The sequence below is a fragment of the Sphingomonas sp. MM-1 genome (assembly GCF_000347675.2).
Lineage (GTDB): Bacteria > Pseudomonadota > Alphaproteobacteria > Sphingomonadales > Sphingomonadaceae > Sphingomonas_E > Sphingomonas_E fennica.
The window spans coordinates 3,618,976-3,644,799 of record NC_020561.1; the positions used below are offsets into that span (position 1 = coordinate 3,618,976).

At 70.7% G+C, this 25,824-nt stretch carries 29 protein-coding genes; all 29 read left to right on the forward strand.

Annotated elements, in window-relative coordinates; genetic code table 11:
• Positions 1 to 122: 122 nt before the first annotated feature.
• Complete coding sequence (locus G432_RS23795; protein WP_015460093.1) at positions 123 to 770, forward strand: hypothetical protein; 648 nt, start codon at positions 123 to 125, stop codon at positions 768 to 770.
• The gene (locus G432_RS17190) at positions 767 to 2,098 is read left to right on the forward strand and encodes a DNA-packaging protein (protein WP_015460094.1); all 1,332 of its coding nucleotides are present in this window, start codon (positions 767 to 769) and stop codon (positions 2,096 to 2,098) included. The genes G432_RS23795 and G432_RS17190 overlap by 4 nt, the downstream gene beginning before the upstream one ends.
• Before the next feature lie 381 nt (positions 2,099 to 2,479).
• Positions 2,480 to 3,601, forward strand: coding sequence for a phage portal protein (locus tag G432_RS17195; protein WP_015460095.1), 1,122 nt, complete (start codon positions 2,480 to 2,482; stop codon positions 3,599 to 3,601).
• Positions 3,601 to 3,909 (forward strand): DUF6127 family protein, encoded by a 309-nt coding sequence (locus G432_RS17200; RefSeq protein WP_015460096.1) that lies wholly within the window; start codon positions 3,601 to 3,603, stop codon positions 3,907 to 3,909. The genes G432_RS17195 and G432_RS17200 overlap by 1 nt, the downstream gene beginning before the upstream one ends.
• 5 nt (positions 3,910 to 3,914) lie before the next feature.
• Positions 3,915 to 4,373 (forward strand): HK97 family phage prohead protease, encoded by a 459-nt coding sequence (locus tag G432_RS17205; protein ID WP_015460097.1) that lies wholly within the window; start codon positions 3,915 to 3,917, stop codon positions 4,371 to 4,373.
• Positions 4,370 to 5,533: a phage major capsid protein gene (locus G432_RS17210; RefSeq protein ID WP_015460098.1), complete on the forward strand. Its 1,164-nt coding sequence runs from the start codon at positions 4,370 to 4,372 to the stop codon at positions 5,531 to 5,533. The genes G432_RS17205 and G432_RS17210 overlap by 4 nt, the downstream gene beginning before the upstream one ends.
• 80 nt (positions 5,534 to 5,613) lie before the next feature.
• Positions 5,614 to 5,880 (forward strand): spike base protein, RCAP_Rcc01079 family, encoded by a 267-nt coding sequence (locus G432_RS17215; protein ID WP_015460099.1) that lies wholly within the window; start codon positions 5,614 to 5,616, stop codon positions 5,878 to 5,880.
• Positions 5,881 to 5,894: 14 nt separating this feature from the next.
• Positions 5,895 to 6,041, forward strand: a complete 147-nt coding sequence (locus tag G432_RS23800) for a hypothetical protein (RefSeq protein ID WP_170112669.1) — start codon at positions 5,895 to 5,897, stop codon at positions 6,039 to 6,041.
• Between the two features lie 3 nt (positions 6,042 to 6,044).
• Positions 6,045 to 7,496 (forward strand): SGNH/GDSL hydrolase family protein, encoded by a 1,452-nt coding sequence (locus tag G432_RS17220; RefSeq protein ID WP_015460100.1) that lies wholly within the window; start codon positions 6,045 to 6,047, stop codon positions 7,494 to 7,496.
• Positions 7,497 to 7,507: 11 nt separating this feature from the next.
• Complete coding sequence (locus G432_RS17225) at positions 7,508 to 7,786, forward strand: phage fiber-tail adaptor protein (protein ID WP_041865534.1); 279 nt, start codon at positions 7,508 to 7,510, stop codon at positions 7,784 to 7,786.
• On the forward strand, positions 7,786 to 8,322 hold the full coding sequence (locus G432_RS17230) for a head-tail connector protein (protein WP_015460102.1): 537 nt from the start codon (positions 7,786 to 7,788) through the stop codon (positions 8,320 to 8,322). The genes G432_RS17225 and G432_RS17230 overlap by 1 nt, the downstream gene beginning before the upstream one ends.
• The gene (locus G432_RS17235) at positions 8,319 to 8,651 is read left to right on the forward strand and encodes a head-tail adaptor protein (RefSeq protein WP_015460103.1); all 333 of its coding nucleotides are present in this window, start codon (positions 8,319 to 8,321) and stop codon (positions 8,649 to 8,651) included. The genes G432_RS17230 and G432_RS17235 overlap by 4 nt, the downstream gene beginning before the upstream one ends.
• Entirely contained in the window at positions 8,648 to 8,866 is a 219-nt protein-coding gene (locus tag G432_RS17240) for a hypothetical protein (protein WP_015460104.1), read from the forward strand. The genes G432_RS17235 and G432_RS17240 overlap by 4 nt, the downstream gene beginning before the upstream one ends.
• Positions 8,863 to 9,243, forward strand: coding sequence for a DUF3168 domain-containing protein (locus G432_RS17245; protein ID WP_015460105.1), 381 nt, complete (start codon positions 8,863 to 8,865; stop codon positions 9,241 to 9,243). The genes G432_RS17240 and G432_RS17245 overlap by 4 nt, the downstream gene beginning before the upstream one ends.
• Before the next feature lie 72 nt (positions 9,244 to 9,315).
• Positions 9,316 to 9,723, forward strand: a complete 408-nt coding sequence (locus G432_RS17250; RefSeq protein ID WP_015460106.1) for a phage major tail protein, TP901-1 family — start codon at positions 9,316 to 9,318, stop codon at positions 9,721 to 9,723.
• Positions 9,720 to 10,022, forward strand: a complete 303-nt coding sequence (locus G432_RS17255) for a gene transfer agent family protein (protein ID WP_015460107.1) — start codon at positions 9,720 to 9,722, stop codon at positions 10,020 to 10,022. The genes G432_RS17250 and G432_RS17255 overlap by 4 nt, the downstream gene beginning before the upstream one ends.
• Entirely contained in the window at positions 10,019 to 10,216 is a 198-nt protein-coding gene (locus G432_RS17260) for a phage tail assembly chaperone (protein ID WP_015460108.1), read from the forward strand. Before G432_RS17255 ends, G432_RS17260 begins: the two co-directional genes overlap by 4 nt.
• A complete protein-coding gene (locus tag G432_RS17265) occupies positions 10,209 to 10,784 on the forward strand; it encodes a hypothetical protein (protein ID WP_015460109.1) in 576 nt (191 codons plus the stop codon). The genes G432_RS17260 and G432_RS17265 overlap by 8 nt, the downstream gene beginning before the upstream one ends.
• A gap of 10 nt (positions 10,785 to 10,794) precedes the next feature.
• A complete protein-coding gene (locus G432_RS17270) occupies positions 10,795 to 13,119 on the forward strand; it encodes a DUF2460 domain-containing protein (protein ID WP_015460110.1) in 2,325 nt (774 codons plus the stop codon).
• The gene (locus tag G432_RS17275) at positions 13,116 to 13,937 is read left to right on the forward strand and encodes a DUF2163 domain-containing protein (RefSeq protein WP_015460111.1); all 822 of its coding nucleotides are present in this window, start codon (positions 13,116 to 13,118) and stop codon (positions 13,935 to 13,937) included. Before G432_RS17270 ends, G432_RS17275 begins: the two co-directional genes overlap by 4 nt.
• On the forward strand, positions 13,934 to 14,317 hold the full coding sequence (locus G432_RS17280; protein WP_015460112.1) for a hypothetical protein: 384 nt from the start codon (positions 13,934 to 13,936) through the stop codon (positions 14,315 to 14,317). Before G432_RS17275 ends, G432_RS17280 begins: the two co-directional genes overlap by 4 nt.
• Before the next feature lie 10 nt (positions 14,318 to 14,327).
• Entirely contained in the window at positions 14,328 to 16,502 is a 2,175-nt protein-coding gene (locus tag G432_RS17285) for a phage tail protein (protein WP_015460113.1), read from the forward strand.
• A 10-nt stretch (positions 16,503 to 16,512) separates the two neighbouring features.
• On the forward strand, positions 16,513 to 17,013 hold the full coding sequence (locus G432_RS17290) for a DUF2793 domain-containing protein (RefSeq protein WP_015460114.1): 501 nt from the start codon (positions 16,513 to 16,515) through the stop codon (positions 17,011 to 17,013).
• Between the two features lie 201 nt (positions 17,014 to 17,214).
• Positions 17,215 to 18,312, forward strand: coding sequence for an OmpA family protein (locus G432_RS17295; RefSeq protein WP_015460115.1), 1,098 nt, complete (start codon positions 17,215 to 17,217; stop codon positions 18,310 to 18,312).
• Between the two features lie 241 nt (positions 18,313 to 18,553).
• On the forward strand, positions 18,554 to 20,122 hold the full coding sequence (locus tag G432_RS17300; protein ID WP_015460116.1) for a peptide chain release factor 3: 1,569 nt from the start codon (positions 18,554 to 18,556) through the stop codon (positions 20,120 to 20,122).
• A 144-nt stretch (positions 20,123 to 20,266) separates the two neighbouring features.
• The gene (glpD, locus tag G432_RS17305; protein ID WP_041864975.1) at positions 20,267 to 21,793 is read left to right on the forward strand and encodes a glycerol-3-phosphate dehydrogenase; all 1,527 of its coding nucleotides are present in this window, start codon (positions 20,267 to 20,269) and stop codon (positions 21,791 to 21,793) included.
• Positions 21,786 to 23,288 (forward strand): glycerol kinase GlpK, encoded by a 1,503-nt coding sequence (gene glpK / locus G432_RS17310; RefSeq protein WP_015460118.1) that lies wholly within the window; start codon positions 21,786 to 21,788, stop codon positions 23,286 to 23,288. The genes glpD and glpK overlap by 8 nt, the downstream gene beginning before the upstream one ends.
• 103 nt (positions 23,289 to 23,391) lie before the next feature.
• Positions 23,392 to 23,736, forward strand: a complete 345-nt coding sequence (locus G432_RS17315; protein ID WP_015460119.1) for an endonuclease domain-containing protein — start codon at positions 23,392 to 23,394, stop codon at positions 23,734 to 23,736.
• Between the two features lie 187 nt (positions 23,737 to 23,923).
• A complete protein-coding gene (locus G432_RS17320; RefSeq protein WP_015460120.1) occupies positions 23,924 to 25,702 on the forward strand; it encodes an ABC-F family ATP-binding cassette domain-containing protein in 1,779 nt (592 codons plus the stop codon).
• The last annotated feature ends 122 nt before the right edge of the window (positions 25,703 to 25,824 follow it).

A 25,824-nucleotide genomic window follows, 5' to 3' on the forward strand; every position in this document is an offset into this window, starting at 1 on the left:
ATTGACAGCGCGACGCTGTTGAGATAGAAGAACCGCAAGCTGGATTAATGCGTTCGGGCCGGGGCGAGGGATCGCCGCCGGCCCGTTCCATTTCTGCCTGTTCGATTGCTGGAGGTAGGGCCATGGGCAAGGTGGAAGAAACCGCGCCGGGCACGATGGCGGGCGATGCCGGCGCGAAGCCGGCGCCGGAGCTGAAAACGAAGCCGGAGCCGGAGCCGGAGCCGAAGCCGAAGCCGAAGCCGACGCCGACGTCGGAGCCGGAGCCGAAAACGAAACGCCGGCCGGTCGCATCCCGCGCGAAACGCGAAGCGCCGGAACTGAACGCCATCGGCCGCGTGGTGCGCACGGGCGGCTGGACCGAGGCCAAGCGGGAGACGTTCCTGGCGCATCTGGCGGTAACGGCCAATGTGAGCGCATCGGCGCGGCTGGTGGGGATGGGCGAGCCGGGAGCCTATAAGCTGCGCCGCCGCGACGCGGATTTCCGGGCCGCGTGGAAGGCGGCGCTGGAGGAAGGGCTGGAGCATCTGGAGCAGGTGGCCCTGCAGCGCGCGCTGGGCGGCACGCTGACGCCGATCATCCATGGCGGCGAGGCCAAGGGCGAGGTGCTGGTGCCGGACAACAGGATGGTGATGTTCCTGCTGCGCATGCATCGCGAAACGGCAAGGGAGGCGGCGCCGGCGCCGGGCGCGGCGATCGACATGACCGATGCCTTCGCCCGGCTGGACGAGAAGCTGGCCGAGATGCACGAACGCATGGCCGAGCCGCAATGAACGCGATCAGGAGGCCGGTGGCGAACCGATCGCGCGCGGAGATACTGGCCGGGCTGGACGAGGCGCGGCGCCGAGCCATGCTGGAGGCGATGGCGCCCGACGAAAGGCTGGAGCTGCTGTGGAGCTGGCCCTTCTGGGCGCGGCCCGCGCAGCTTGCGCCCGAGGGCGACTGGCGGACCTGGCTGATCCTGGCGGGGCGCGGCTTCGGCAAGACGCGGGCCGGGGCGGAATGGGTGCGGGCGCAGGCGGAGCGCAGCCCCGAGGCGCGGATCGCGCTGGTGGCGGCGACGATGGCGGAGGCGCGCGCGGTGATGGTGGTGGGGGAGAGCGGGCTGCTGAGCATCGCCCCGCCGCATCGGCAGCCCCGCTGGGAACCCTCGCTCCACCGGCTGCGCTGGCCGAACGGGGCGCAGGCCTTCCTCTATTCGGCGGCCGAGCCGGACGGGCTGCGCGGCGCGCAGCACCATTTCGCCTGGGCGGACGAGATCGCCAAATGGCCGGCCGGCGTGGAGGCGTGGGACAATCTGATGATGGGCCTGCGGCTGGGCCGCCGCCCGCGCGCGGTGGCGACGACGACGCCGCGCCCGGTGGCGCTGGTGCGGCGGCTGGCCAGGGAAGCGCGCGTGCTGGTGACGCGGGGCGGGACGGGCGACAATCGCGCGCATCTTTCGCGCGATTTCATCGCGGCGATGACCGCCAATTATGCCGGCACGCGGCTGGGCCGGCAGGAACTGGACGGCGAGCTGATCGACGATGTGGCGGGCGCCCTGTGGAGCCGCGACCTGATCGAGCGTTGCCGGCGCCCGGCCCCCGACGCGCTGGCGCGGGTGGTGATCGGCGTCGATCCGCCGGCCGGCGCGGGCGGGGGCGACGCCTGCGGCATCGTGGTGGCGGCGATGGGGGATGACCGGCGCGCTTATGTGCTGGCCGACGCCAGCGTTTCCGGCGTCGGCCCCGAGGGCTGGGCACGGGCGGTGGCGCGCACGGCGGCCGCGCACGGCGCGGACCGGGTGGTGGCCGAGGCGAACAATGGCGGGGCGATGGTGGAAAGCGTGCTGCGCGCCGCCGACGAGCGGCTGCCGGTGAAGCTGGTCCATGCCGCGCACGGCAAGACGGCGCGGGCGGAGCCGGTGGTGGCGCTATACGAGGCCGGGCGGGCTTTCCATGTGACGGCCTTCCCCGATCTGGAGGATGAGATGGCCGGGCTGCTTGCGGGCGGCGGATATGAGGGGCCGGGCCGATCGCCGGATCGCGCGGACGCGCTGGTCTGGGCGCTGACCGAACTGATGCTGGTGCGGGGGCCGCGGCCGGCGATGCGGATGCTTTAGGGGAGGGCATTCATCCCGTGAGGCTCGACGCGCTCCTTAAAAAGGCCGCCACCCGGACGTGACCGGGGGGCCACCATGCGGCGGGCGCCGGGGTGACGGCCTAGGACCAATCGACATTCAGCCCTGACGGCCTGCAAATGGCGGTTTCCTGCGCTTCCGGTGCTCACCTACTTTGAGCAGGCTGCGCTCCGGGTCACAGAAAACCACCATTTTCGTCGCGCCATCATCTGAATGTCGATTGGTCCTGGCCCGGTGCTTGTGGAGAGATGGACCCCGGATCACGTCCGGGGTGGCGAAGAGGATGGGGACCGGTCCGGTTCTGGCCGGTTCGGGTGAAGGCGGCTTCGGGCCGTCCGGCTTTCATGAATTTTGGAGACGATCATGCGGCTTTTCGGACGGAAGGGCGGCGGCGGGGCCGTGCGCCCCGCGCTGGCGCGATCGGGCGGCTGGACGATGGCGGCATGGCCGCAGGAAGCCGGCTGGCCGCGCGGATATGACGCGCAGGCGCGCGATGCGGTGATCGCCAACCCGGTGGCGCAGCGGGCGATGCGGCTGGTGGGCGACAGCGTGCGATCGTTGAGCCTGGTCGTGACGGGCGGGCCGGAGAAGGCGGCCGCGCTGGCGGGGGCGGCGATGGAGCCGCTGGCGGTACACCTGCTGCTGCACGGCGACGGATATGCCGGCATCGGCTGCGATGCGGCGGACGAGCCCATGCGCCTGCACGTGCTGCGGCCCGAGCGGATGACGGCGGAAACCGACGCGCGGGGCTGGCCGGTGGCCTATCGCTATCAGGTGGGGCAGGCGGTGGAGCGGCTGCCCGTCACCGATCCGCTGGGCCGGCCGGGCATCATCCACCTGCGCGCCTTCCACCCGCTGGACGACCAATATGGGCTGGGCTGCCTGGAGGCGGCGGCGGGCGCGGTGGCGATCCACAATGCGGCGACGCGGTGGAACAAGGCGCTGCTGGACAATGCCGCCCGCCCATCCGGCGCGCTGGTATACGACCCCGGCGAGAAGGGCGCGGAGCTGAGCCCCGAGCAGTTCGACCGGCTGAAGGCGGAGATGGAGGCGGGCTTTGCCGGCGGCACCAACGCCGGCCGGCCGATGCTGCTGGAAGGGGGATTGCGCTGGCAATCGCTGAGCCTTTCGCCCGCCGACATGGATTTCGTGGCGCTGAAGGCCAATGCCGCGCGCGAGATCGCCCTGGCCTTCGGCGTGCCGCCGATGATGCTGGGCCAGCCGGGCGACAATACCTACGCCAATTATGCCGAGGCCAACCGCGCCTTCTGGCGGCTGACCGTGCTGCCGATGGCGGCGCGCATCCTGGACGGGATCGGCGAGGCGCTGGGCCATTGGTGGCCGGGCATCGCCCTCGAGGTGGACATGGACCGGATCGTCGAGCTGCACGGCGACCGCGAGCCGCTGTGGCGGATGGCGGCGGCGGCCGATTTCCTGACGGCCGAGGAAAAGCGCGAGATGCTGGGATTCGGGAGGACGCCATGATGGGGACCGACATGATCGCCCGGCTGGTGGAGCAGGCCGAGGCGGAGGGCGCGAGCCTGGTGACGCTGCGCGCCCTGGCCGAGGAAGCGAGCGAGATCGGCGCCGAGCGCGCCATGGAGCGGCTGGGGCTGGCCGATGCCGCCGCGCGCGCGGACATCGGCGAGCTGCGCCAGCTTCTGGGCGCGTGGCGCGATGCCAAGCGGACGGCAAGGAACGAGGTGATCGGATGGGCGATACGGATCGCGCTGGCGCTGCTGCTGCTGGGGCTGGCGGTGAAGACCGGGCTGATCGGGCTGGCGCGGGGGTGAGGAGCATGAGCGCGGTTTCCGCCGGGCTTTCCTGTCCCCCGGCCCCTCAAGGCGAAGGGGCGATCAGGTTCGCGGGCTATGCGGCGATATTCGACCGGGTGGACCGGGGCGGGGACGTGGTGCGGGCGGGCGCGTTCCGGCGCGCGGTGGAGGCCGGGCCGAAGGGCGTGCCGCTGCTGTGGCAGCACGACCCCGCCCGGCCGATCGGGCGGATCGACTATCTGGCCGAGGACGGCCACGGCCTGCGGGTGATCGGGCGGCTTTCCGGCCGGTCGCCGGCGGCGCGCGAGGCGGCGGCGCGGATCGGCGACGGCAGCGTGCGGGGCCTGAGCTTCGGCTATCGCGTGCGGGGAAGCGCGCAGAGAACAAACAGGGAACTTTTCGACCTCGACCTGGTGGAAGTTTCGCTGGTGACATTCCCGATGCAGCCGCGCGCGCGGGTGCATGCGGTGGAGCGGATATGACCGAGGAGACCAATATGGACGGCACTTACGACGTGAAGGCGGATGCGCTGGAGGCGAGCTTCGACGCGGCGGCGCGCGCCGACGAGCTGGCCGCGCTGCGCGGCGAACTGGCGGCGGTGAAGGCGCGGATCGACGCCCAGGCCGCCGCCGCGACCCGGCCGGCGCTGGCGGCGACGGGGGTGAAGGGCGATGCCTCGCCCGAGCGGCGCGCCTTCGTCGACGAATATCTGCGCCGGGGGGCGGACAGCGGCGTCAAGAGCCTAGCCGGCACCAGCCCGGCCGAGGGCGGCTATGCCGTGCCGCGCGAGATCGACGAGGTGATCGACAGCACGCTGAAGGCGATATCCCCCATCCGCGCCATCGCCAATGTGGTGAAGGTGGGATCGGCCGGCTATCGCAAGCTGGTGGCGACGGGCGGCTTCGCTTCCGGCTGGGCCGCCGAGGGCGCGGCCCGGCCGGCGACGGCGACCCCCGGCTTCACCGAGATCGTGCCGCCGATGGGCGACCTCTACGCCAATCCCGCCGCCAGCCAGGCGATGCTGGACGATGCCCGGTTCGACGTCGAGGCGTGGCTGGCGGGCGAGATCGCCACCGAATTCGCCCGCGCGGAGGGGGCGGCCTTCGTTTCCGGCAACGGCGCCGACAAGCCCCGCGGCTTCCTGGCCGGCCCGATCACCAACGAGGCGGACGGCGCGCGCGCCTTCGGCACGCTGCAATATGTGCCGAGCGGGGCGGCGGGCGCCTTCGCCGCCAGCAACCCGCAAGACCGGCTGGTCGACCTCATCCAGGCGCTGCGCCCGCCCTATCGCCAGGGCGCGGTGTTCGTGATGAATTCGGCCACGCTTTCGGCGATCCGCAAGTTCAAGACCGCCGACGGCGCCTTCCTGTGGCAGCCGGGCCTGGCCGAAGGGCGGCCGGACACGCTGCTCGGCTATCCGGTGGTCGAGGCCGAGGACATGCCCGACATCGCCGCCAACGCGCACGCCATCGCCTTCGGCAATTTCCGCGCCGGATATCTGGTGACGGAACGCGCCGAGACGCTGATCCTGCGCGATCCCTACACCAACAAGCCCTTCGTCCACTTCTACGTCAGCAAGCGCGTGGGCGGCGCGGTGAGCAATTCGGAAGCGATCAAGCTGATGAAGTTCGCCAGCGCCTGAGGACGAAGACGCGCCGCGCGGGTTTCCCCTTCCCCTGGCCCGCGCGGCGCGGTTGTTTTCCCCCCTGTTCGGAGACAGATATGGCAGACGCCTTCGCCGCCAGCGCGGACGCGGCCTATGCGCCCGCGATGCGCGCGGCCGCCATCGTGCCGCATGACAGCAACCCCCTGAACGACATCACCAAGGCCATCTATGTGGGCGCCGGCGGCGACGTGGCCGTCCGCGCCGCGCGCGACGGCGCGGACCATGTGTGGAAGGCGGTGCCGGCGGGATCGATCCTGCCGATCCGCGCCAGCCATGTGCGGGCCACCGGCACCACCGCCGGCGACCTGCTGGGCCTTTACTGAGCGGACGGCCGGCCATGCGCCTGGGCCTTGGCTTCGCGATCGCGCTGTTCCGGCGGCGCGACGCAACCGGCGGGGGCAGCCAGCCTCCGCTTTCCGTGCTGCTGGCCGAGGACGGGCTTGCCCTGGCCCTGGAAGACGGCGGCGCCTTCATCCTGGAGTGATCCATGCCATCGACGAAGATATCCGCGCTGCCGATCGCAGGGGCGATCGGCGGGGGCGAGCTGCTGCCCGCCGTGCAGGGCGGCGGCAATGTTGCGGTGACGCCGGCCATGCTGCGCCGGCACGCGCTGGCGGGCACGCCGCCGCTGATCGGGAGGCCGTTCGCCAAGCTGATGGTGGACGGCGACAGCAAGGCCGGCGAGGCGCCGGCCGCCGCCCGCTGGGTGGCGGCGCGCACGCCCCTGAACGTGTGGATCATGCCGGTGAGCTTCAGCGTCGGCGGATCGACATCGGGCACGCAGGCCGGCACGGGGCTGACCAACCCCGACCGCATGGCGGCGATGACGGCGGGCGTGGCGGCCGAGACGGCGGCCGACTGGATCGTCGACATGCTGCTGACCATCGGCACCAACGACGTGGTGCTATCGGGCCTTGCGGCGGACACCATCCTGGCCAACGTCCGCAAATATCACGACGCCTTCCGCGCGGCGGGCGGGCGCTTCCTGATCCTGATGGGGGTGGACCCGCGATCGGGGCTTTCCGCGGCGATGGCGCGCCAGATCGTGGCCGTGAACCGCGCCTATGCCGATTATTGCATGACGGTGCCGGACGCGATCTTCTGCGACACCGCGCCCTGGTGGCTGGACCCGGCGCCCACGAACGCCGCCTTTTCGCCGATCGGGGGCAGCACGGGCAACGCCTTCAGCATGGCGGCGGACGGGCTGCACGGCAGCGCTTATGGCAGCTACCGCAAGCAATTCGCCCTGGGGCCGATATTGCGGGCGATCTACCGCCCGCGCGATCCGATACCGTTGAACGCGGGCGACAGCTTCGACGCGACGACGGCGCCGCGCGGCAACATGCTGGGCGCCAATGCCCGCTGCGTGGCACTGGGCGGCACCAGCAGCATCGTCAATTCGGGCACCGGCGCCATCGCGGGGACCCCGCCCCTGGGCTGGACGGCGACGGGCACGCTGACCGGCGACCTGGGCGTGGCCTTTTCGACCGCAACCTGCGCGCCGCTGGAAGCCTATACCGGATCGAGCGGCTGGACGGCGGTGCGCATCGCCTTCACCGGCACGCCGGGCGAGGCAGGGTCGCTGACGCTGAGGCTGACCACCGCTTCCGCCCAGCAGGCGGGGATGCTGCTGGCAGGATCGGCGCTGCTGAGCGGCAACGCGCTGGTCGGCTGCCACGGCATCAGCGTGACCACGGCCAACATCACCCCGACCGTGAACAACATTCTGGGCGCGACCGGCACGCTGGGGGCGCCGGACCAGTTGCCGCAGATCGACGGATTGATCGCGCTGGACCTGATGGCCCAGCCGACCGCCGGCACCAACAGCGGCCTTTCCGTGGCGATCCGCTGGCGCGCGGGCGTGGCGATGAGCGGATCGATCGACCTGATCGGCGCGACATGGCGGCGGATCGACCCGATCCCCGCGGCGGCGGCCTGAGGGGAGGGCGGATGAGCATCTATCTGAAAGACCCCGACGCGACCGTCGATTATCTGATCGACTGGGGGGAGCGGCTGGAGGGCCGCAGCGTGACCGCGAGCGACTGGGCGGTGGTGCCGACCGAGGCGGGCGGGATCATCATCGCCGACGATGCGGTGGACGGCACCCGCACCCGGGCGACGCTGAGCGGCGGCGTGCCGGGCCATGTGTATCGCGCGACCTGCCAGGTCGAGCTTTCCGACGGGCGGATCGACGAGCGTTCGATCACCCTGCGCGTGGAGGAACGCTGATGCCGGCGGAGCAGGCGACGCCGCGCACGGCGGTGAGCGTGGAGGAAGCGCGGGCCTGGCTGCGGATCGACGGCGAGGCGGAGGATGCGGCGCTGGCCAGACTGATCCGGGCGGCGAGCGGCCTGTGCGAGCAGTTCATCGGCCAGGCGCTGCTGACCCGGCTGGTGAGCGAGACGGTGCCGGCCCGCGGCGACTGGCAAAGGCTGGCGCAAAGGCCGGTGCGCAGCATCGCCGAGGTGGCCGGATTGCCGGCGGAAGGGGCGGCCTTCGCCCTGCCGGTCGATGCCTATGCCATCGATATCGACGCGGCCGGCGACGGCTGGGTGCGGATCGACCGGCCCGGCGCGGCCGGCCGCGCGATCATCACCTACGAGGCCGGGATGGCGGCGGACTGGAACGGCGTGCCCGAGCCGATCCGCCAGGGGATATTGCGGCTGGTGGCGCATCTGCACGCCCATCGCGATGCCCCGGACGATGCCGGCCCGCCGGCGGCCGTGGCCGCGCTGTGGCGGCCGTTCCGCAGGATGCGGCTGTGAGCCGGCCGGGCGAGCTGAGCGGGCGGCTGCGCGAGCGGATCGCCATCCTGCGCCGGGACGAGGCGCGCGATGCGCTGGGCGGGGCGGACGGCGGGTGGCACCCGATGGGCGATGCCTGGGCCGCGATCGAGCCGGCGGGCACCGGCGCGCCGGTGGCGGGCGAGGCGATCCGCGCGCGGCCGCGCTGGCGGATGACGGTGCGGGCCGGGGCCGGGCTGATGCCCGGCGACCGCATCCGCTGGCGCGGCGCCGTGCTGCGCGTGCGGCAGGCGACCGCCGATCCGCGCCTGCCCGATCGCATCCTGGCCGAAGCGGAGGAGGAGCCATGAACCGGCGGATCGACGCCGCCGCCCGGCAGCGGGTGGCGATGCTGATCGCGGCGTTGCGCGAAACGGCGGAGGCGGAGCTGCCGGCCGGGCTGGCGGTGGAAGGCCGCGACGACGGCATCGCCATTTCCGGGCCGGGACTGGCGCGGCGGCTGGCCTATGACGGCAGCTTGCGCGGGCTCGCCTTCGCCATGCGGGGCATGAGGAGACGGGGATGAGCGCCATGGCATTGCAGGCGGCGCTGGTGACGGCGCTTTCCGCCCGGCTAGGCACGATGGTGAGCGGCATATTCGACGGGCCGCCGGTGCGGGCGGCCTTTCCCTATGTTTCGATCGGCGGCTGGGCGAGCGGCGACTGGAGCCACAAGACGGGGCGGGGCCGCGAGCACCGGCTGGCGGTGACGATCTGGGACGATGGCGGCCGGCCGGGACGGCTGCACGGGCTGATGGCCGAGGCCGAGGCGGCGATCGAGGGGATCGGGGAGATTGCGGGCGCCGAGCTGGCGAGCATCGCCTTCGTCCGATCCCGCATCATCCGCGACGCCGACGGGCCGTGGGCGGGGATCATCGAATATCGGGTGCGGGTGGCGGGATGACCGCCGCCGGCCGGCGGGACGGACAGGCGGCCCTGGGGTGCGGAGCCCACGGGGCGGAAGAAGGAGACCCATATGGCGGTGGAGAAGGGCAGCGCGTTCCTGCTGAAGATCGGCGATGGCGCGGCGACGCCGGCCTTCGCGACGGTGGCGGGGCTGCGCACGACGCAGATGTCGATCAACGGCGAGGCGGTGGCGATCACCACCAAGGATTCGGGCGGCTGGCGCGAGCTGCTTTCGGGTGCGGGCGTGCGATCGGTTTCGGTGGCGGGCAGCGGCGTCTTTACCGGATCGGCGGCGGAAAGCCGGCTGAAGGCCAATGCGCTGGCCGGGATGATCGACGATTATCGCCTGAGCTTCGAGGGCGGCGAGCAGATGCAGGGGCGCTTCCTGCTGACCCGCCTGGATTATAGCGGCGATTATAACGGCGAGCGCACCTATACGCTGGCCCTGGAAAGTTCCGGCCCGGTGGTGTCGCTGTGAACCCGGCGCGGGGCGAGGCGGCGATCCGCATCGCCGGCCATGCGGTGACGCTGCGGCCGAGCTTTGCCGCGCTGGTGGCGGCCGAGGGCGAGATCGGCCCGTTGTTCGCCATGGTGGAGCGGGCGGCCGAGGGACGGCTGGCGCTGGGCGAGCTGGCCGCCTTGTTCTGGCATTGCGCGGCGGACCTGCCCGAGGGGGTGGGCCGCGATCATTTCAACGAGGCGGTGCTGGAAGGCGGGCTGATCCGCGCGACGCCGGCGCTGAAGGTGCTGATCGGCCAGATATTGCAGGGGCGATGATGCGCTTCGCGGAAAAGGCGGCGCGACTGGCGGGCATGGCCGGCGCGATCGCCGGCTGGCGCCCCGACGATTTCTGGCGCGCGACGCCCGCCGAGCTGGCGGCGGTGCTGGAGGCGCTGGCCGGCGGTTCCGGCGATCGCGCCGCCGATGCCGGCGACATCGCCCGGCTGAAGGAGATGTATCCCGATGGATGAGGAGATCGAGCGGCTGATCGTGAGCGTGCGGGCCGACACGCGCGGCTTCGAGCGCGACGTGGCCGAGATGCGCGGCGAGCTGGAAGGGCCGCTGGCTGCCGGCGCGGAGCGGGCCGGCGGCATGATCGAGGCCGCGCTGGGCCGGGCGGTGCGCACCGGCAAGCTGGGGTTCGATGATCTGCGGCGGGTGGCGCTTTCCACCATGGCGGCGATCGCATCGTCCGCGATCCAGGCGGGGATGGGGCAGATCGGCGGATCGGGCGGCGGTGCCGGAGGCCTGATGGCGATCGGCGCACAGCTGCTGGGCGCGCTGGGCCTGCCCGGCCGGGCGACGGGCGGGCCGGTGGCGCCGGGTGCCGCCTATCTGGTGGGCGAGCGCGGGCCGGAGCTGTTCGTGCCGACCGCGAGCGGGCGGATCGAGCCGATGCGAGGCGCGCGCGGCGGGCGCGACGTGCGCGTCGCCATCAGCATCCAGGCGGGTGAGGGCGGCGAGCCGCGCGCGCTGGCGCGATCCGGCCGGCAGGTGGCGCGCGCCGTGCGGGCGGCGATCGAAGCGGCCGAGGGGTGAGGAGGGGCTTATGGGCTGGCGGCTGGCCGCGACCGGCGATGCGCTGGAAACCGGCTTCATCAAGCGGTTCGACCCGCAATATTGGACGGTGAACTTCCCCCAGCCGATGCTGGCGGCGGTGACCAACCCGGCGCCGGACGCGCTGCGGATCGACGCCACCTTCCTGCGCCGGAACGACCTGGCAGGGATCATCTGGGCGGCGGCGGACGACGGCAGCCACCCGCTGCTGGCCTATGAGACGGCGCGCGATTTCCGCGGGTGCCGGCTGCGCTTCCGCTGGCGATCGGCGGGGGTGGCGCCGCTCGACGCCGTGCACGGGCCGGTGATGACGATCGAGGGGCGCGACGCCGCCGGCCATGCGCGGGCCTGGTATGTCAGGCTGTGGAACTATGCCGAGGGCGGGCCGGACGATGCCGTCGTCACGCTGGATTTCGCCGGGCTGGAGAGCGGGTTCGCCCTGCCGGGCGAGGCGGTGTGGGCGGGCGATATCGACCGGCTGTTCCTTTCGCTGGTGCCGCCGGGATACGACCCCGCCAGCGATGCGCCGCTGCCCGCGCCCGCCGAGGGCTGGGCCGAGATATCCGCGATCGCCTGCGACGGGCCGGGTTCCGTGCTGGCGATCGGCGACGGGCTGATCCCCGGCCACGGCATGCGGATCGCGACCGGATATGACGACCTCTACCACCTGACTCCGGCGCGCGTGCTGCGCAGCATCCGGCACCTCGGCTATCGCGGCGCCATCAACCATTATGTCGGCATGAGCCATTATATGCGGCTCGGCTGGGACGGGGCGGCGGGCGCCTATCTGGCGGGGCTGGCGGGCGGCGCGATCGCGGCGCCGTGCGCGGCATGGCATCGCGATTTCGCGGCGCGGGCATGGGCGCAGGGGCAGGACGTCATCTGGTCGCTCTCCTACGAGCTGCTCGACCAGAATTGTCCCGATGCGTGGAAGCAAAGGGCGGAGAATGGCGATCCGGCGCGGACGGGGTGGGACCCGCCGTCCACGCTGCTCTCCCCGGCGCATGGCGGGGCGATGGCCTATCTGCGCGCGGTTGCCGAAGCCTTTGTCGATATCGCGGCGGATACGGGCATGCCCGTGCGCTTCCAGATCGGCGAGCCGTGGTGGTGGGTGATGCCGGACGACGGGCGGATATGCCTTTACGATCCGGCGGCGCGGGCGGCGCTGGGGGGCGATCCGCCGTCCATCCCCGACGTGCGCGGGGCGCTGGATGCGGGACAGCGCGCCCTGCTCGACCAGGCGGGCGCGCTGCTCGCGGCGTCGACGGCGGCGCTGCGCGATGCGGTGAAGGCGCGGGCGCCGGGCGCGGAGGTGCTGATCCTGATCTATCTGCCGACGGTGCTGGACCGCGCCGCGCCCGAGCTGAAGCGCGCCAACGTGCCCCTCGGCTGGGCGCGGCCGGCCTTCGACCGGCTGCAGCTCGAGGATTATGACTGGGTGACGGCGGGCGACGCCGGATCGACCGCGCGCGGGATCGCCGAGGCTTCGGCCCGGCTCGATTACCCGGTGGAGGAGCAGCATTATTTCGCGGGCTTCGTGCTGCGGCCGGAGGATCGGCGGCAGTGGCGGCGGATCCACGACGCGGCCTTCGCGGCCAAGGCGCGGGGGACGGCGGACGTGTTCGTCTGGGCGCTGCCGCAGGTGCAGCGCGACGGCTTCACCCTGTTCGCGATCGGTGACGAGGAGGCGGCGGTGCAGGCATTCGACGATGTGGACTTCCCCGTCGCCATCGGCGCGCGGGCGACGGTGGAGCCGGGCTTTTCCACCGCGATCGTGACGACGTCCGCCGGCCGCGAGCAGCGCAACGCCGACTGGGCGGACGCGCGGATGCGATATGATGTGGGGCCGGGCGTGCTTTCCCGCGGCGACCTGGAGGCGCTGATCGCCTTCTTCCGGGCGCGATACGGCGCGGCGCGGGGATTCCGCTTCCGCGATCCCACGGACGATAGCAGCCGGGGGATGACGGACGAGCCGGGCTTCGCCGACCAGCCGATCGGCACCGGCGACGGCATCGCCACCCGCTTCCCGCTGGTGAAGCATTATGGCGATCAGGTGCGCCGCATAACGCGGCCGGCGGCCGGCAGCGTGCGGGTGGGGGTGGATGGCGTCGCGCGGGCGAACGGCTGGTCGCTGGCCGAGGGCGGGGTGATCGCGTTCGACGAGGCGCCGGCCACGGGCGCTGCGATCACCGCCGGCTTCCGCTTCGACGTGCCGGTGCGCTTCGCCGAGGATCGGCTGGAGGCGGGGCTGGCGGGCTTCGCGGCGGGCGAGGCGGCATCCGTGCCGCTGATCGAGATCAGGGAGGGGGAGGCGTGACGGACTGGATCGGCCGCGACCTCACCACCATCGCCTTCTGCTGGCGGCTGGACCGGCGCGACGGGGTGGCGCTGGGCTTCACCACGCACGACCGGGACCTGGAGATAGGCGGGCTTGCCTATCGATCCGCGCCGGGGATGCTGCCTTCGTCCATCAGCCTTTCCGACGGGTTCGAGGTGGATACGCTGGACATAGCCGGCGCGCTGACCAGCGATGCGATCCGCGACGAGGATCTGGCGGCCGGGCGGTGGGACGGCGCGCGCGTCCGCCTGTTCGCGGTGGACTGGGCCGATCCCGAGGGCACGCCATTGCACCTGACGCGCGGCGAGCTGGGCGAGATTTCCATCCGCGACGGCGCCTTCACCGCCGAACTGGCCGGCCCGACCGCGATGCTGGACCGGCCGGTGGTGGAATATACCTCGCCCGAATGCCGGGCGGAGCTGGGCGACCGGCGATGCCGGATCGACATGGCCGGCCGGCGGCGGCTGACCCGGCTGGCCGATGTGGACGCGGACGGCCGGCTCCGCGTGGCGGCGGCGGGAACGGGGGCGCCCAATGCCCGTGGCTATGGCCGGCTGCGCTGGATCGACGGCGCCAATGCGGGGCTTTCCAGCGCGATCCTTTCTTCCGCCGGCGACTGGCTGACCCTGCGCGAGCCGCCGCCCTATCCAATCGCGGCCGGGCTGATCGTCGAGATAGCGGAAGGCTGCGACAAGAGCCTGGCCACCTGCGCGGGCCGGTTCGGCAACGCCGCGAATTTCCGGGGCGAGCCCTGGCTGCCGGGCAACGACATATTGACGCGCTATCCCGGCGCATGAGCGTGGCGATCGTGGCGCGGGCGCGGGCCTGCATCGGCGCGCGTTTCCGCCCGCAGGGCAGGAGCATCGCCGAGGGGCTGGATTGCGTGGGGCTGGCGGCGATCGCCTGCGACGTGCCGGCGCCCGCGCGGGATTATGCCCTGCGCGGCGGAGACGGCGATCGGATCGCGGCCGGGCTGGCGGCGGCGGGGCTGATCCCCGTGCCATGGCCGGAGGCGCTGCCGGGGGATGTGCTGCTGGTGGAGGCCGGGCCGGCGCAGGCGCATCTGCTGGTGCTGACGGATGTGGGGTTCGTCCATGCCGATGCTGGCCTGCGGCGCGTGGTCGAGACGCCGGGGCGGCCGCCCTGGCCGGTGCTGGGGGCCTGGCGCGGGACATAGGAGCGGAAACATGGCGACGTTGGTGCTGACAACGGTGGGATCGCTGGTGGGCGGGCCGATCGGCGGGATGATCGGTGCCGTGATCGGCCAGCAGGTCGACCAGCGCCTGTTCGCGCCGCGGCGGACCGGGCCGAGGCTGGGCGAGCTGGGCGTGCAGACATCGAGCTATGGCCAGGCGATCCCGCGCCTTTACGGCCGGATGCGGGTGGCCGGAACGGTGATCTGGGCGACGGACCTGCGCGAGGACCGCCATCGTTCCGGCGGCGGCAAGGGCGCGCCCAAGACGACGACCTACAGCTATTCCGCGAATTTCGCGGTGGCGCTTTCCGCCCGGCCGATCCGCGCCGTCCACCGCATCTGGGCGGACGGCAAGCTGCTGCGCGGCGCGGCGGGCGACTGGAAGAGCGAGACCGGATACCGGCTCTACAAGGGCGACGAGGGGCAGGAGCCCGATCCGCTGATCGCTTCGGATGTCGGCTTGGCCCCGGCGCATCGCGGGCTGGCTTACGCCGTGTTCGAGCAGTTCCAGCTTGCCGATTATGGCAACCGCATCCCTTCCCTGACCTTCGAGGTGGAGGCGGATGCGGACGAGGTGAGCATCGCGGACATCGCCGCCGACCTTGCCGGCCGCGCGATCGGCGGAAACACGGATGCGACCGTGCATGGCTTTGCGGCGACGGGAGACAGCGCGCGGGGCGTGATGGAGGTGATCGCCCGGGCCATTCCGCTTTCGGTGCGCGACGATGGCGAGCGGCTGCTGATCGGCGACGGCGCCCCTTCGCCCGTTACCATATCGGCCGGGGAGGCCGGCGCGCGCGCCGACGAGAAGCGGCGGGACCGGATCGCCATCGATCGGGCGGCCGCTGCCGCGATCCCGGACGAGATCGCCGTGGCTTATTATGAGCCAGGGCGCGATTACCAGGCCGGATTGCAGCGGGCGCGTAACGGCGGCGGGCCGGGGAGGCGGGCCGAGCGGATCGAGTTGCCGGCGGCGCTGCTGGCCGGGCAGGCAAAGGCCGTCGCCGAGCTGCGGCTGGCGCGCGCCTGGGCCGACCGGAAGAAGGCGGCGCTGGCATTGCCCTGGCGGCATATGAGGCTGCGGCCGGGGCAGGCGGTGCGGATCGACGGCATGGCACCGATGCGGATCGGCGGATGGACGCTGGACCGGATGATGCTTGAGCTGAAGCTGGCGGGCCTGCCGCTGGCGGGGGCGGGCCGGAGCGCGGTTGCCGGCGATGGCGTGCGCGAACCCGATGCGCCGCATGGGCCGACCGTTGTCGCCCTGCTGGATCTGCCGCCTCTCGACGCCACGGCGGCAAGCGTGCCCCGCATCTGGGCGGCCGCGGCCGGACCCGCGCCGGGCTGGCGGCGGGCGGAGCTGGGCTGGAGCATCGATGGCGGCGCGACGTGGCAGGATGCCGGGCAGACCGCGATGCCGGCGGTGATGGGCATTGCCGAGACGATATTGCCGCCGGGCAGCAGCGTGCTGATGGACCGGACATCCTTTGTGGATGTGGCGCTGCTGCACGACGGGATGGTGCTGATCGGGCGCGATGACGAGGCGCTGGTGAACGGGGCCAATGTCGCGATGATCGGCGACGAGTTGATTCAGTTCGGCAGCGCCGCGCCGCTGGGAGGCGGGCGCTACCGGCTTTCCCGCCTGCTGCGCGGGCGGCGCGGCACCGAGGCGGCGATGGCGGGGCACGCGGCGGGCGAGCGCTTCGTCCTGATCGAGACGCCCAGTCTTCTTCCCATCGAATTGCCCGCATCCTCGATCGGCGGCCATATCGGGCTGATGGCGCGGGGCGTGGGCGACGGCGCGCCCGCGACCGCGCAGGCCGCGTTCCTGGCCCGCGCCCTGAGACCGCCGTCGCCCGTGCACCTGCGCCTGGAGCGGGGCGTCGGCGGCGTCCTTATAGGCTGGACACGGCGAAGCCGGACGGGATGGCCCTGGATCGGCGGGGCCGACGCGCCGCTGGCCGAGGAGGCGGAGCGCTATCGAATCGTCATCACGCCCGCGATCGGATCGGTGCGGACGGCGGAAACGAACGAGCCTGCCTATGCCTATGACGCGGCCCGGATGGCCGCGGACGGGGCGGCGGGCACGCCCGCCATCGACATCGCCGTCCACCAGATCGGCGCGGGCGGCCTCTCCGATCCGGCAACCGCCAGCATGACTTTCTGAAAGGCACATCATGGCAGACAGCACCGCGCGCTTCGCCTTGCCCAATCTCCAGCCCGGGCAGGCGCAGAAGGAATTGTTCCACAATGAGGCGCTCGCCCGGATCGACGGCCTGCTGCATCCCGTGGTGGAGGCGCTCGATCAGAATGGGCCGCCGGCCGGCCCCGAGCCGGGGAAGGCGTGGATCGCAGGGCCTATGCCGACGGGAGAATGGGCCGGCCATGCCGGCGATCTGGCGATCCGGACCGAAGGCGGGTGGCGATTCATCAGGCCTGTCGCGGGAATGACGGCCTGGCTGACCCCGGCCTCGGCATGGGTGTGGCACGATGGCAACGGCTGGCGGGCGACGCCCGCGCCGACCTTCGGCGTGGCCGTGGGGGGCGAGCAGGTCGTGGGCGGCCGCCAGCCGGCGATCGCCCGTCCGGCGGGGGGCGCCACCGTCGACCAGCAGGCGCGGACGGCGCTGGATGCGATTCTTTCCGCGCTCGAGGCGCACGGACTGATCGCGAACTGAAACTTTTTTTTACGCGAAACGAAACCGGGGCAGGCAATAAGAGTTTAGGCGACGTCTGTAATGGGGTGGCCGCAGCGGCGTGTTTCGCTTGTTCTGTGAGACATTTCCGCAACAGATGTGGAAGATGCGCGCTTGCGCGGATAGTCCAGTTTGGTTAGGTAGCAGTGCTTCCGCGAGGAACTGCTTTGAAAGGGGAATGATATGCGTAAGCTCGCCATCATGGCCGCGCTCGCAACCACCGCGCTGGCATCGCCCGCGATGGCGCGTGACGGTGCGTGGTATGTCGGCGTCGAGGGCGGCGCGATGATCATCGAAGACATCAAGCTGAAGGTGGATGACGTGAAGAACGTCATTTCCTCCGACCAGAAGTATGGCTTCGATGTCGATGGTATCATCGGTTATGATTTCGGTGTGTTCCGCGTTGAGGGCGAAGTCGGCTACAAGCGTGCCGAGGTCGATGGCCACACGCTGAACGTGCCGCTCGAAGATTACGATGCTGGCACCTATGACAGCAAGTATTCCGGTAATTCCTCGGCCCTCAGCTTCATGCTGAACGGTTTGCTGGACTTCGGCGACGATGACGGCATCAACGGCTTCGTCGGCGGCGGTGTCGGTATCGCCCGCGTCAAGCTGAACGACTATCGTTTCGACGGTGGCCCGACGCTTCTGGACGACAGCGACTCCAAGTTCGCTTGGCAGATCCTGGCCGGCATTCGCGCGCCGATCACCCAGAATATCGATCTGGGCCTGAAGTATCGTTACTTCCGCGTGGACGACATCAAGCTCGTCTCTGCGGCCGGCGACGATGTGAAGACCAAGTGGCAGTCGCACAGCCTGCTCGCCAGCGTGATCTTCAACTTCGGCGAACCGGCGGCTCCGCCGCCCCCGCCGCCTCCGCCGCCCCCGCCGCCCCCGCCACCGGAACCGGCTCCGCCGCCTCCGCCGGCTGCGATCCCGGGACCGTTCATCGTGTTCTTCGACTGGGATAAGTCGGACATCACGCCGGAAGCCGCTGGCATTCTGGACAATGCGGCCGCTGCCTATGCGCAGGGCGGAACGGCTTCGGTCGTCCTCGCCGGCCACGCCGACAAGTCGGGCTCGGCCCAGTACAACGTCGGTCTGTCGCAGCGCCGCGCCGATGCGGTTAAGTCCTACCTGGCCGGCAAGGGCGTGCCCGACACGGCCATGTCGACCGAGGCCTTCGGCGAAAGCCGTCCGCTGGTCGAAACCGCCGACGGTGTGCGCGAGCCGCAGAACCGCCGCGTGGAAATCACCTTCGGTCCGGGTTCGGGCATGTAAGGTGGCGGATCGCTCCCTCGGGAGCGATCGCTGCGGAAATTGGGAGCCGGCCTTCGGGTCGGCTCCTTTTTCTTTTCCGGTGATATCTTTTCTTGGCCGGAACGAGATGGCCGTCACCGGCGCCGGCAATCCCGTCGTCCATTGCGGTTGGGCGCCGGGTGAAGCGCGTGGGGGATTCGCCAAGCGCCGCTGCGCCTGCTAACGGAGCCGCGAACGACAATCCTTCGGATTTCCCGCTATCATGAACGACCGCCCCACCGGCCGCCCCGACCGGCGCACCTTCGCGATCATCTCGCACCCCGACGCCGGCAAGACCACGTTGACCGAAAAGCTGCTGATGACCGGTGGCGCGATCCATCTGGCGGGCGAGGTGAAGGCGCGCGGGGCGACGCGGCGCGCGCGTTCGGACTGGATGAAGATCGAGCAGCAGCGCGGCATTTCCGTCACCAGCTCGGTCATGACGTTCGAATATGACGGGCTGACCTTCAACCTGCTCGACACGCCGGGCCACGAGGATTTTTCCGAGGACACCTATCGGACGCTGACGGCCGTCGACAGCGCGGTGATGGTGATCGACGCCGCCAAGGGCATCGAGGCGCAGACGCGCAAGCTGTTCGAGGTGTGCCGGCTGCGCTCCGTGCCGATCATCACCTTCGTCAACAAGGTGGATCGCGAGGGGCGGGAGCCCTTTGCCCTGCTGGACGAGATCGCCGACCAGCTGGCGCTGGACGTCTGCCCGATGATCTGGCCGGTGGGCATGGGGGGCACGTTCGAGGGCCTGTATGATCTCGCCGGGCATCGCCTGCTGCCGGCGGCGGGCGGCAGCGTGCAGGTGACGGGGCTCGACGATCCCAGGCTGGATGAGCTTGTCTCCGCGGACGCCCTGGCGAAGCTGCGCGAGGAAGCGGAGCTGGCGGGGGCGGGCTATGCCGACTTCGACCTCGCGGCCTATCGGCACGGCGATCTGACGCCGGTCTATTTCGGATCGGCGCTGCGCGATTTCGGCGTGCCGGAGCTGATCGATGCGCTGCGCGATCTGGCGCCGAGCCCGCGCCCGCAACCGGCCGCGCCCGCGCCGGTGGACCCGGACGATCCCGCCGTGGCGGGCTTCATCTTCAAGGTGCAGGCGAACATGAACCCGCAGCATCGCGACCGCGTGGCCTTCATGCGGCTATGCTCCGGCCGGTTCCGGCGCGGCATGAAGCTGAACCAGTCGGGCACGGGCAAGGCGATCGCGGTCCACAGCCCGATCCTGTTCTTCGCGCAGAACCGCGAGGTGGCGGACGAAGCCTGGCCGGGCGACATCATCGGCATCCCCAACCACGGCACGCTGCGCGTGGGCGATACGCTGACCGAGGTGGCGGGCGCGGCGAGCTTCACCGGGCTGCCCAATTTCGCGCCGGAAATATTGCGCCGCGTGCAGCTGGCCGATCCGACCAAGACCAAGCAGCTCCGCAAGGCGCTGGACGACCTTTCGGAGGAAGGCGTGATCCAGGTGTTCCACCCGGCGATCGGATCGCAGATGATCGTGGGCGTGGTGGGGCAACTGCAGCTCGAGGTGCTGATATCGCGGCTGCAGCACGAATATAAGGTGGATGCGAAGCTCGATGCCTCGCCCTGGGATACGGCCCGCTGGCTGAGCGCGGACAATGAGGGCGATATCAAGGATTTCGCGGCCAACCATCGCAACGCCATGGCCAGCGACCGCGACGGGCAGCCCGTGTTCATGGCCAAGGATGCGTGGGAGCTGAACTATGTGATGCAGCGCCATCCCACGCTGCGCTTTTCCGCCACGAAGGAGCGTGCCTGACGCTCGCGCCGGGGAGGCTTGCTTCCCCCTCTTCTTCCGCCCGCCGGGAAACCGCTCTAGACAGGAGCCGGAGAGGATGAGGCGGGAGAGGGCGATGGACGGGCGAAGCCCGACGGACGATGCGCCTCGGGCTGGCGCCCACGCATGACCATGCGGTTCGACCTGCTGATCGTCGGCGGCGGGATCAACGGCGTGGGCATCGCCCGCGACGCCACCGGCAGGGGCGTGAAGACCCTGCTGGTCGAGCAGGACGACCTGGCGGCGCATACCTCGTCCGCCAGCACCAAGCTAATCCATGGCGGCCTGCGCTATCTGGAATATCTCGAATTCCGGCTCGTCCGGGAGTCGTTGATCGAGCGGGAGAAATTGCTGCGGATCGCGCCGCATATCATCCATCCGCTGCGGTTCGTGATGCCCATGGGAGAGAGCGGCCGGCCGGGCTGGATGGTGCGGCTGGGCCTGTTTCTCTACGATCATCTGGGCGGGCGCGGGATATTGCCCGGATCGGCGGCGGTGAGGCTGGCCGGCGATGGCCTGGCCGGTGATGGGCTGGGCGCGGGGCTGAAGCCGGGCGTGACGCGCGGCTTCGCTTATTCCGATTGCCGGGTGGATGACGCCAGGCTGACGGTGCTGAACGCGATGGATGCCGCCGCGCGCGGCGCGGATATCCGCACGCGGACGCGCTTTATCGGGGCGAAGCGCGACGGCGATGCATGGGCGGTATCCATCGAGGATGGGCCGAGCGGACGGCGGAGCGAGGTGCGCGCGGCCAATATCGTCAACGCCGCCGGGCCGTGGGTCGGCGGTGTGCTGGGCGCGATCGAGGGGGCCCGCGCCGAGCGGCCGCCCCGGCTGGTGAAGGGCAGCCATATCGTGGTGCCGCGCCTGTTCGCGGGCGACCATGCCTTTATCCTGCAGAATCCGGACGGGCGGATCATGTTCGCCATTCCCTATGAGCGGGATTTCACGCTGATCGGCACGACCGACGTCGCGGTATCGGGCGATCCCGCCGCCGCGCGGATCGAGGCGGAGGAGGTGGCCTATCTTTGCGAGGGCGTGAACCGCTGGTTCGCGAAGGGGATCGGGCCTGCGGACGTGATCTGGCGATATAGCGGCGTGCGGCCGCTTTACGACGACGGATCGGCCAGCGCATCGGCGGTGACGCGCGATTATGTGCTGAAGCTGGGCATGGCGGAGGGACCGCAATTGCTGTCGGTGTTCGGAGGCAAGCTGACCACCTATCGCCGGCTGGCCGAGCATGCGCTGGAGAAGCTGGCGCCGTTCCTGCCGATGCGGCGCGGTGCCTGGACCGATGGCGAGGCCCTGCCCGGCGGTGACCTGCCCGATGGGGATTTTGCCGCCTTCGTGGCGGAGGCGCGCCGCCGCTGGCCTTTCCTGCCGCCGGAGACGGCCGAACGCATGGCCGGGGCATATGGCACGCGGATGGCGATGATCCTGGGCGATGCCCGATCGCTGGACGATCTGGGGGAGGCGTTCGGCGGGGGGCTGAGCGAAAGCGAGCTTGCCTATTTGATCGACCATGAATTCGCGCGGACGGCAGAGGACATAGCGTGGCGCCGGTCCAAGCTGGGGCTGCGGATGACCGAAGGGGATATCGCCCGGATCGCGGGGCGGCTGGCGCAAGGGAAGATGGAGGCCGCCCGTGGCTGAGCCGCGTCATATCCTGGCGATCGACCAGGGAACGACATCGACGCGCAGCATCGTATTCGATGCCGAGGCCCGCGTGGTGGCGACCGCCCAGCGCGAGTTCGCGCAGCATTATCCGGCGCAGGGCTGGGTGGAGCATGAGCCCGAGGATATCTGGCGCGACGTGCTGGCCACGGCGCGGGAGGCGATTGCCGATGCCGGGCTGACGGCGGCCGGAATCGCGGCGATCGGCATCACCAACCAGCGCGAGACGACGCTGCTGTGGGACCGGGCGACGGGCGAGCCGCTGCACCGCGCCATCGTGTGGCAGGACCGGCGGACGGCGGATGCCTGCGAGCGGCTGAAGAAAGCGGGCCATGAGGCGCTGGTGCGGGCGCGGACGGGATTGCTGATCGATCCCTATTTTTCGGCGACCAAGCTCGCCTGGCTGCTGGACCATGTGGAAGGCGCGCGGGAACGGGCGGAGCGCGGGGAACTGGCCTTCGGCACGGTCGACAGCTTCCTGCTGTGGCGGATGACGGGCGGGAGGGTGCATGCGACCGATGCCACCAATGCCAGCCGGACCATGCTGTTCGACATCCACCGGCAGGAATGGAGCCGCGAACTGATCGCGCTGTTCGCCATTCCCGCATCGCTGCTGCCCGAGGTGCGGGACAGCAGCGAGATAGTGGGCCATTGCGATGCCGGGCTGTTCGGCGCGCCGATCCCGATCGCGGGCATGGCGGGGGACCAGCAGGCCGCGCTGGTGGGGCAGGGATGCTTCGATCCGGGCAGCGCCAAGGCGACCTATGGCACGGGCTGCTTCATGCTGCTGAATACGGGCGAGCGGCCGGTCGCCTCGGTCAACAGGCTGCTGACGACCACGGCCTACCGCATCGATGGCGAGACGAGCTATGCCGTCGAGGGCTCGATCTTCGTCGCGGGTGCCGCGATCAAATGGCTGCGCGACGGATTGGGCCTGATTACCCATGCTTCGCAGACGGACGACATGGCGACGCGGGTGGAGGATAATGGCGGCGTCTATATGGTGCCGGCCTTCGTGGGGCTGGGCGCGCCGCATTGGGACGCGCATGCACGCGGCCTGATCTGCGGGCTGACGCTTGGCACGTCCGCCGCCCATGTCGCGCGGGCGGCGCTGGAATCGGTGGGTTATCAGACGGCGGACCTCATCACCGCCATGATCGACGACGGCGCCGCCAAGCCCGCCTTGCTGCGCGTGGATGGGGGGATGTCCGCCAATGACTGGCTGTGCCAGTTCCTGGCCGACATCCTGGAGCTGCCGGTCGAGCGGCCGGCCAATCTGGAAACGACGGCGCTGGGCGCGGCATTCCTGGCGGGCATGGCGGTGGGGCTGTGGGATGGCCGGGCCGGCGTGGCGGCGCTGACCCGACAGGCGGCGCGGTTCGAGCCCGCCGGCGATCCCGATACGCGCGCCGCCCTGTTGGCGGGCTGGCGGCAGGCGCTGGCGCGGGCGTTGGGGAGACAGGTTTCAGAATGATGGCCGGGAGGGCCGGAAGGCTGGAAGGGGCGTTGCTCTGAGCCCTCTCCCGCTTTCGCGGGAGAGGGTTGGGTGAGGGTCTTCCTTCTTCTAATCTGCGCGCATGTATCCGGTCAGGCGCCAGATCAGCCCCCATGCCGCGCGCCTTCGCCGCGACATGACCGACGTCGAACGCAAGCTTTGGCTGGCCGTGCGGAATCGCCGGCTGAACGGGTTCAAGTTTCGCCGACAGGCGACGGTCGGCCCCTTCATCGTCGATTTTTTGTGCATCGAAGCGCGGCTTATCGTCGAACTCGATGGCGGACAGCATGGAGAAACAGCCGATGCACCCCGCACCGCTTATCTTGAAGCGCGGGGATTCCGTGTCCTTCGGTTCTGGAACAATGATGTCATCGAAAGTTTCGACGGCGTTCTGGAATGTATCGGCCGCGCGCTGGCCAGCCGTTGAGCACCAAGGAAGAAGACCCTCACCCAACCCTCTCCCGCGAAGGCGGGAGAGGGCTTAAGGATACCGTCACATCTGTGAGCCTGCACGGGCCACATGATGGATTTGTCCACGCGCTCCGCCACCCATCCCCTGACCCGAACGCGCCGGCAACTTTACCCGGCGGCGGATCGTCCCTATGTCGCGGGCCATGTCCGCACCTGTCCTCGCTTTCGAAGATCTCGGCCTCGTCCAGGGTTCGGGGTGGCTGTTCCGCCATCTCGACATCTATATCCAGCAGCGCGACCGGCTTGCGCTGATCGGGCGCAACGGCGCGGGCAAGACGACCCTGCTGAAGCTTCTGGCCGGCGCGATCGAGCCCGATGAGGGGCGGCGGACGGTGGTGCCCGGCACCCGCGTGATCCTGCTGGAGCAGGAGCCTTCCATGGCGGGCCATGCGACGCTGCGCGACTTCGCGCTGGCCGGCAACAGCGCCGCCGCGCATGAGGTGGAGGCGATCGCCGACCAGATCGGCATCGATCTTTCGCGCGAGGCGGCCACCGCATCGGGCGGCGAGCGGCGGCGGGCGGCCATCGCCCGCGCGCTGGCGCAGGAGCCGGACGTGCTGCTGCTGGACGAGCCGACCAACCATCTGGACATCGCCGCGATCGACTGGCTGGAGCAATGGCTGGGCCGTTATAATGGCGCGTTCGTCGCGATCAGCCACGACCGCACCTTCCTGACCCGGCTGACCCGCCAGACATTGTGGCTGGATCGGGGGACGATCCGCCGGGCCGAGATCGGCTTCGGCGGGTTCGAGGCGTGGACCGAGAAGGTCTATGAGGAGGAGGCGCGCAACGCCCAGCGGCTGGATGCGCGGCTGAAGATCGAGGAGCATTGGCTGCAGCGCGGCGTCACCGGGCGGCGGCGGCGCAACCAGGGGCGGCTGGCCCAGTTGAAGGAGATGCGCGCGCAGCGGGCGGCGATGATCGGCCCGCAGGGCGCCGCCAACCTTGCCGTCGCCAGCGACGACAGCAAGACCAAGGTGGTGATCGATGCCGAGCATGTCACCAAGCGTTTCGGCGATCGCGAGGTCATCAAGGATCTGAGCTTCCGCATCACGCGCCGCGACCGGATCGGCGTGGTGGGCGCCAATGGCGCGGGCAAGACGACGCTGCTGAAGCTGCTGACCGGCGAGCTGCCGCCGGACGAGGGCACGGTGAAGCTGGCGAAGACGCTGGACGGCATCGTCATCGACCAGCAGCGCAGCCTGATGGCGCCCGACAAGCGCGTGCGCGACGTGCTGGCCGACGGCGGCGACTGGGTGACGGTGCTGGGCGAGAAGAAGCACGTCCACGGATATCTGAAGGAATTCCTGTTCGATCCCTCGCTGGCCGATGCCCGGATCGGCACGCTTTCCGGCGGCGAGCGTTCGCGCCTGCTGCTGGCGCGGGAATTCGCCCGCCATTCCAACCTGCTGGTGCTGGACGAGCCGACCAACGACCTCGACCTCGAGACGCTGGACCTGCTGCAGGAGGTGATCGCCGATTATGAAGGCACGGTGCTGATCGTCAGCCACGATCGCGACTTCCTCGATCGCACGGTGACGGTGACGCTGGGCCTCGACGGATCGGGCAAGGTGGATATCGTTGCCGGCGGCTATGAGGATTGGGAACGGCAGCGGGCGCCCAGGGTAGAGGCGCGGCGACCCTCTGCTCCCAAAGCAGATGCGCTGCCGCCGCGCGAAAAGACGCGCACCAAGCTCAGCTACAAGGACCAGCGAGATTACGACAATCTGCCGGCCGAGATCGAGAAGATCGAGGCGGCGATCGCGCGGGACGAGGCGGCGCTGGCCGATCCCGATCTCTATGCCAGGAACCCCGCGCGTTTCGCGGAGCTGACCAGGGCGATCGAGGCGGCTCGCCAGCGCAAGGAGGAAGCGGAGCTGCGCTGGCTGGAACTGGCCGAGATGGCCGAGGCGCTGGGCTGATCGCGGCGGCCGGGTTCGCGCGCATCGCGCAGGCCGCGCTGGAAGTATCTGGGGCACATATCTTCTTCCCTTGAGGGCATCTCGTGCTAGGCTCGGTCGAGCGGCACGGGGTTCCACGGCGG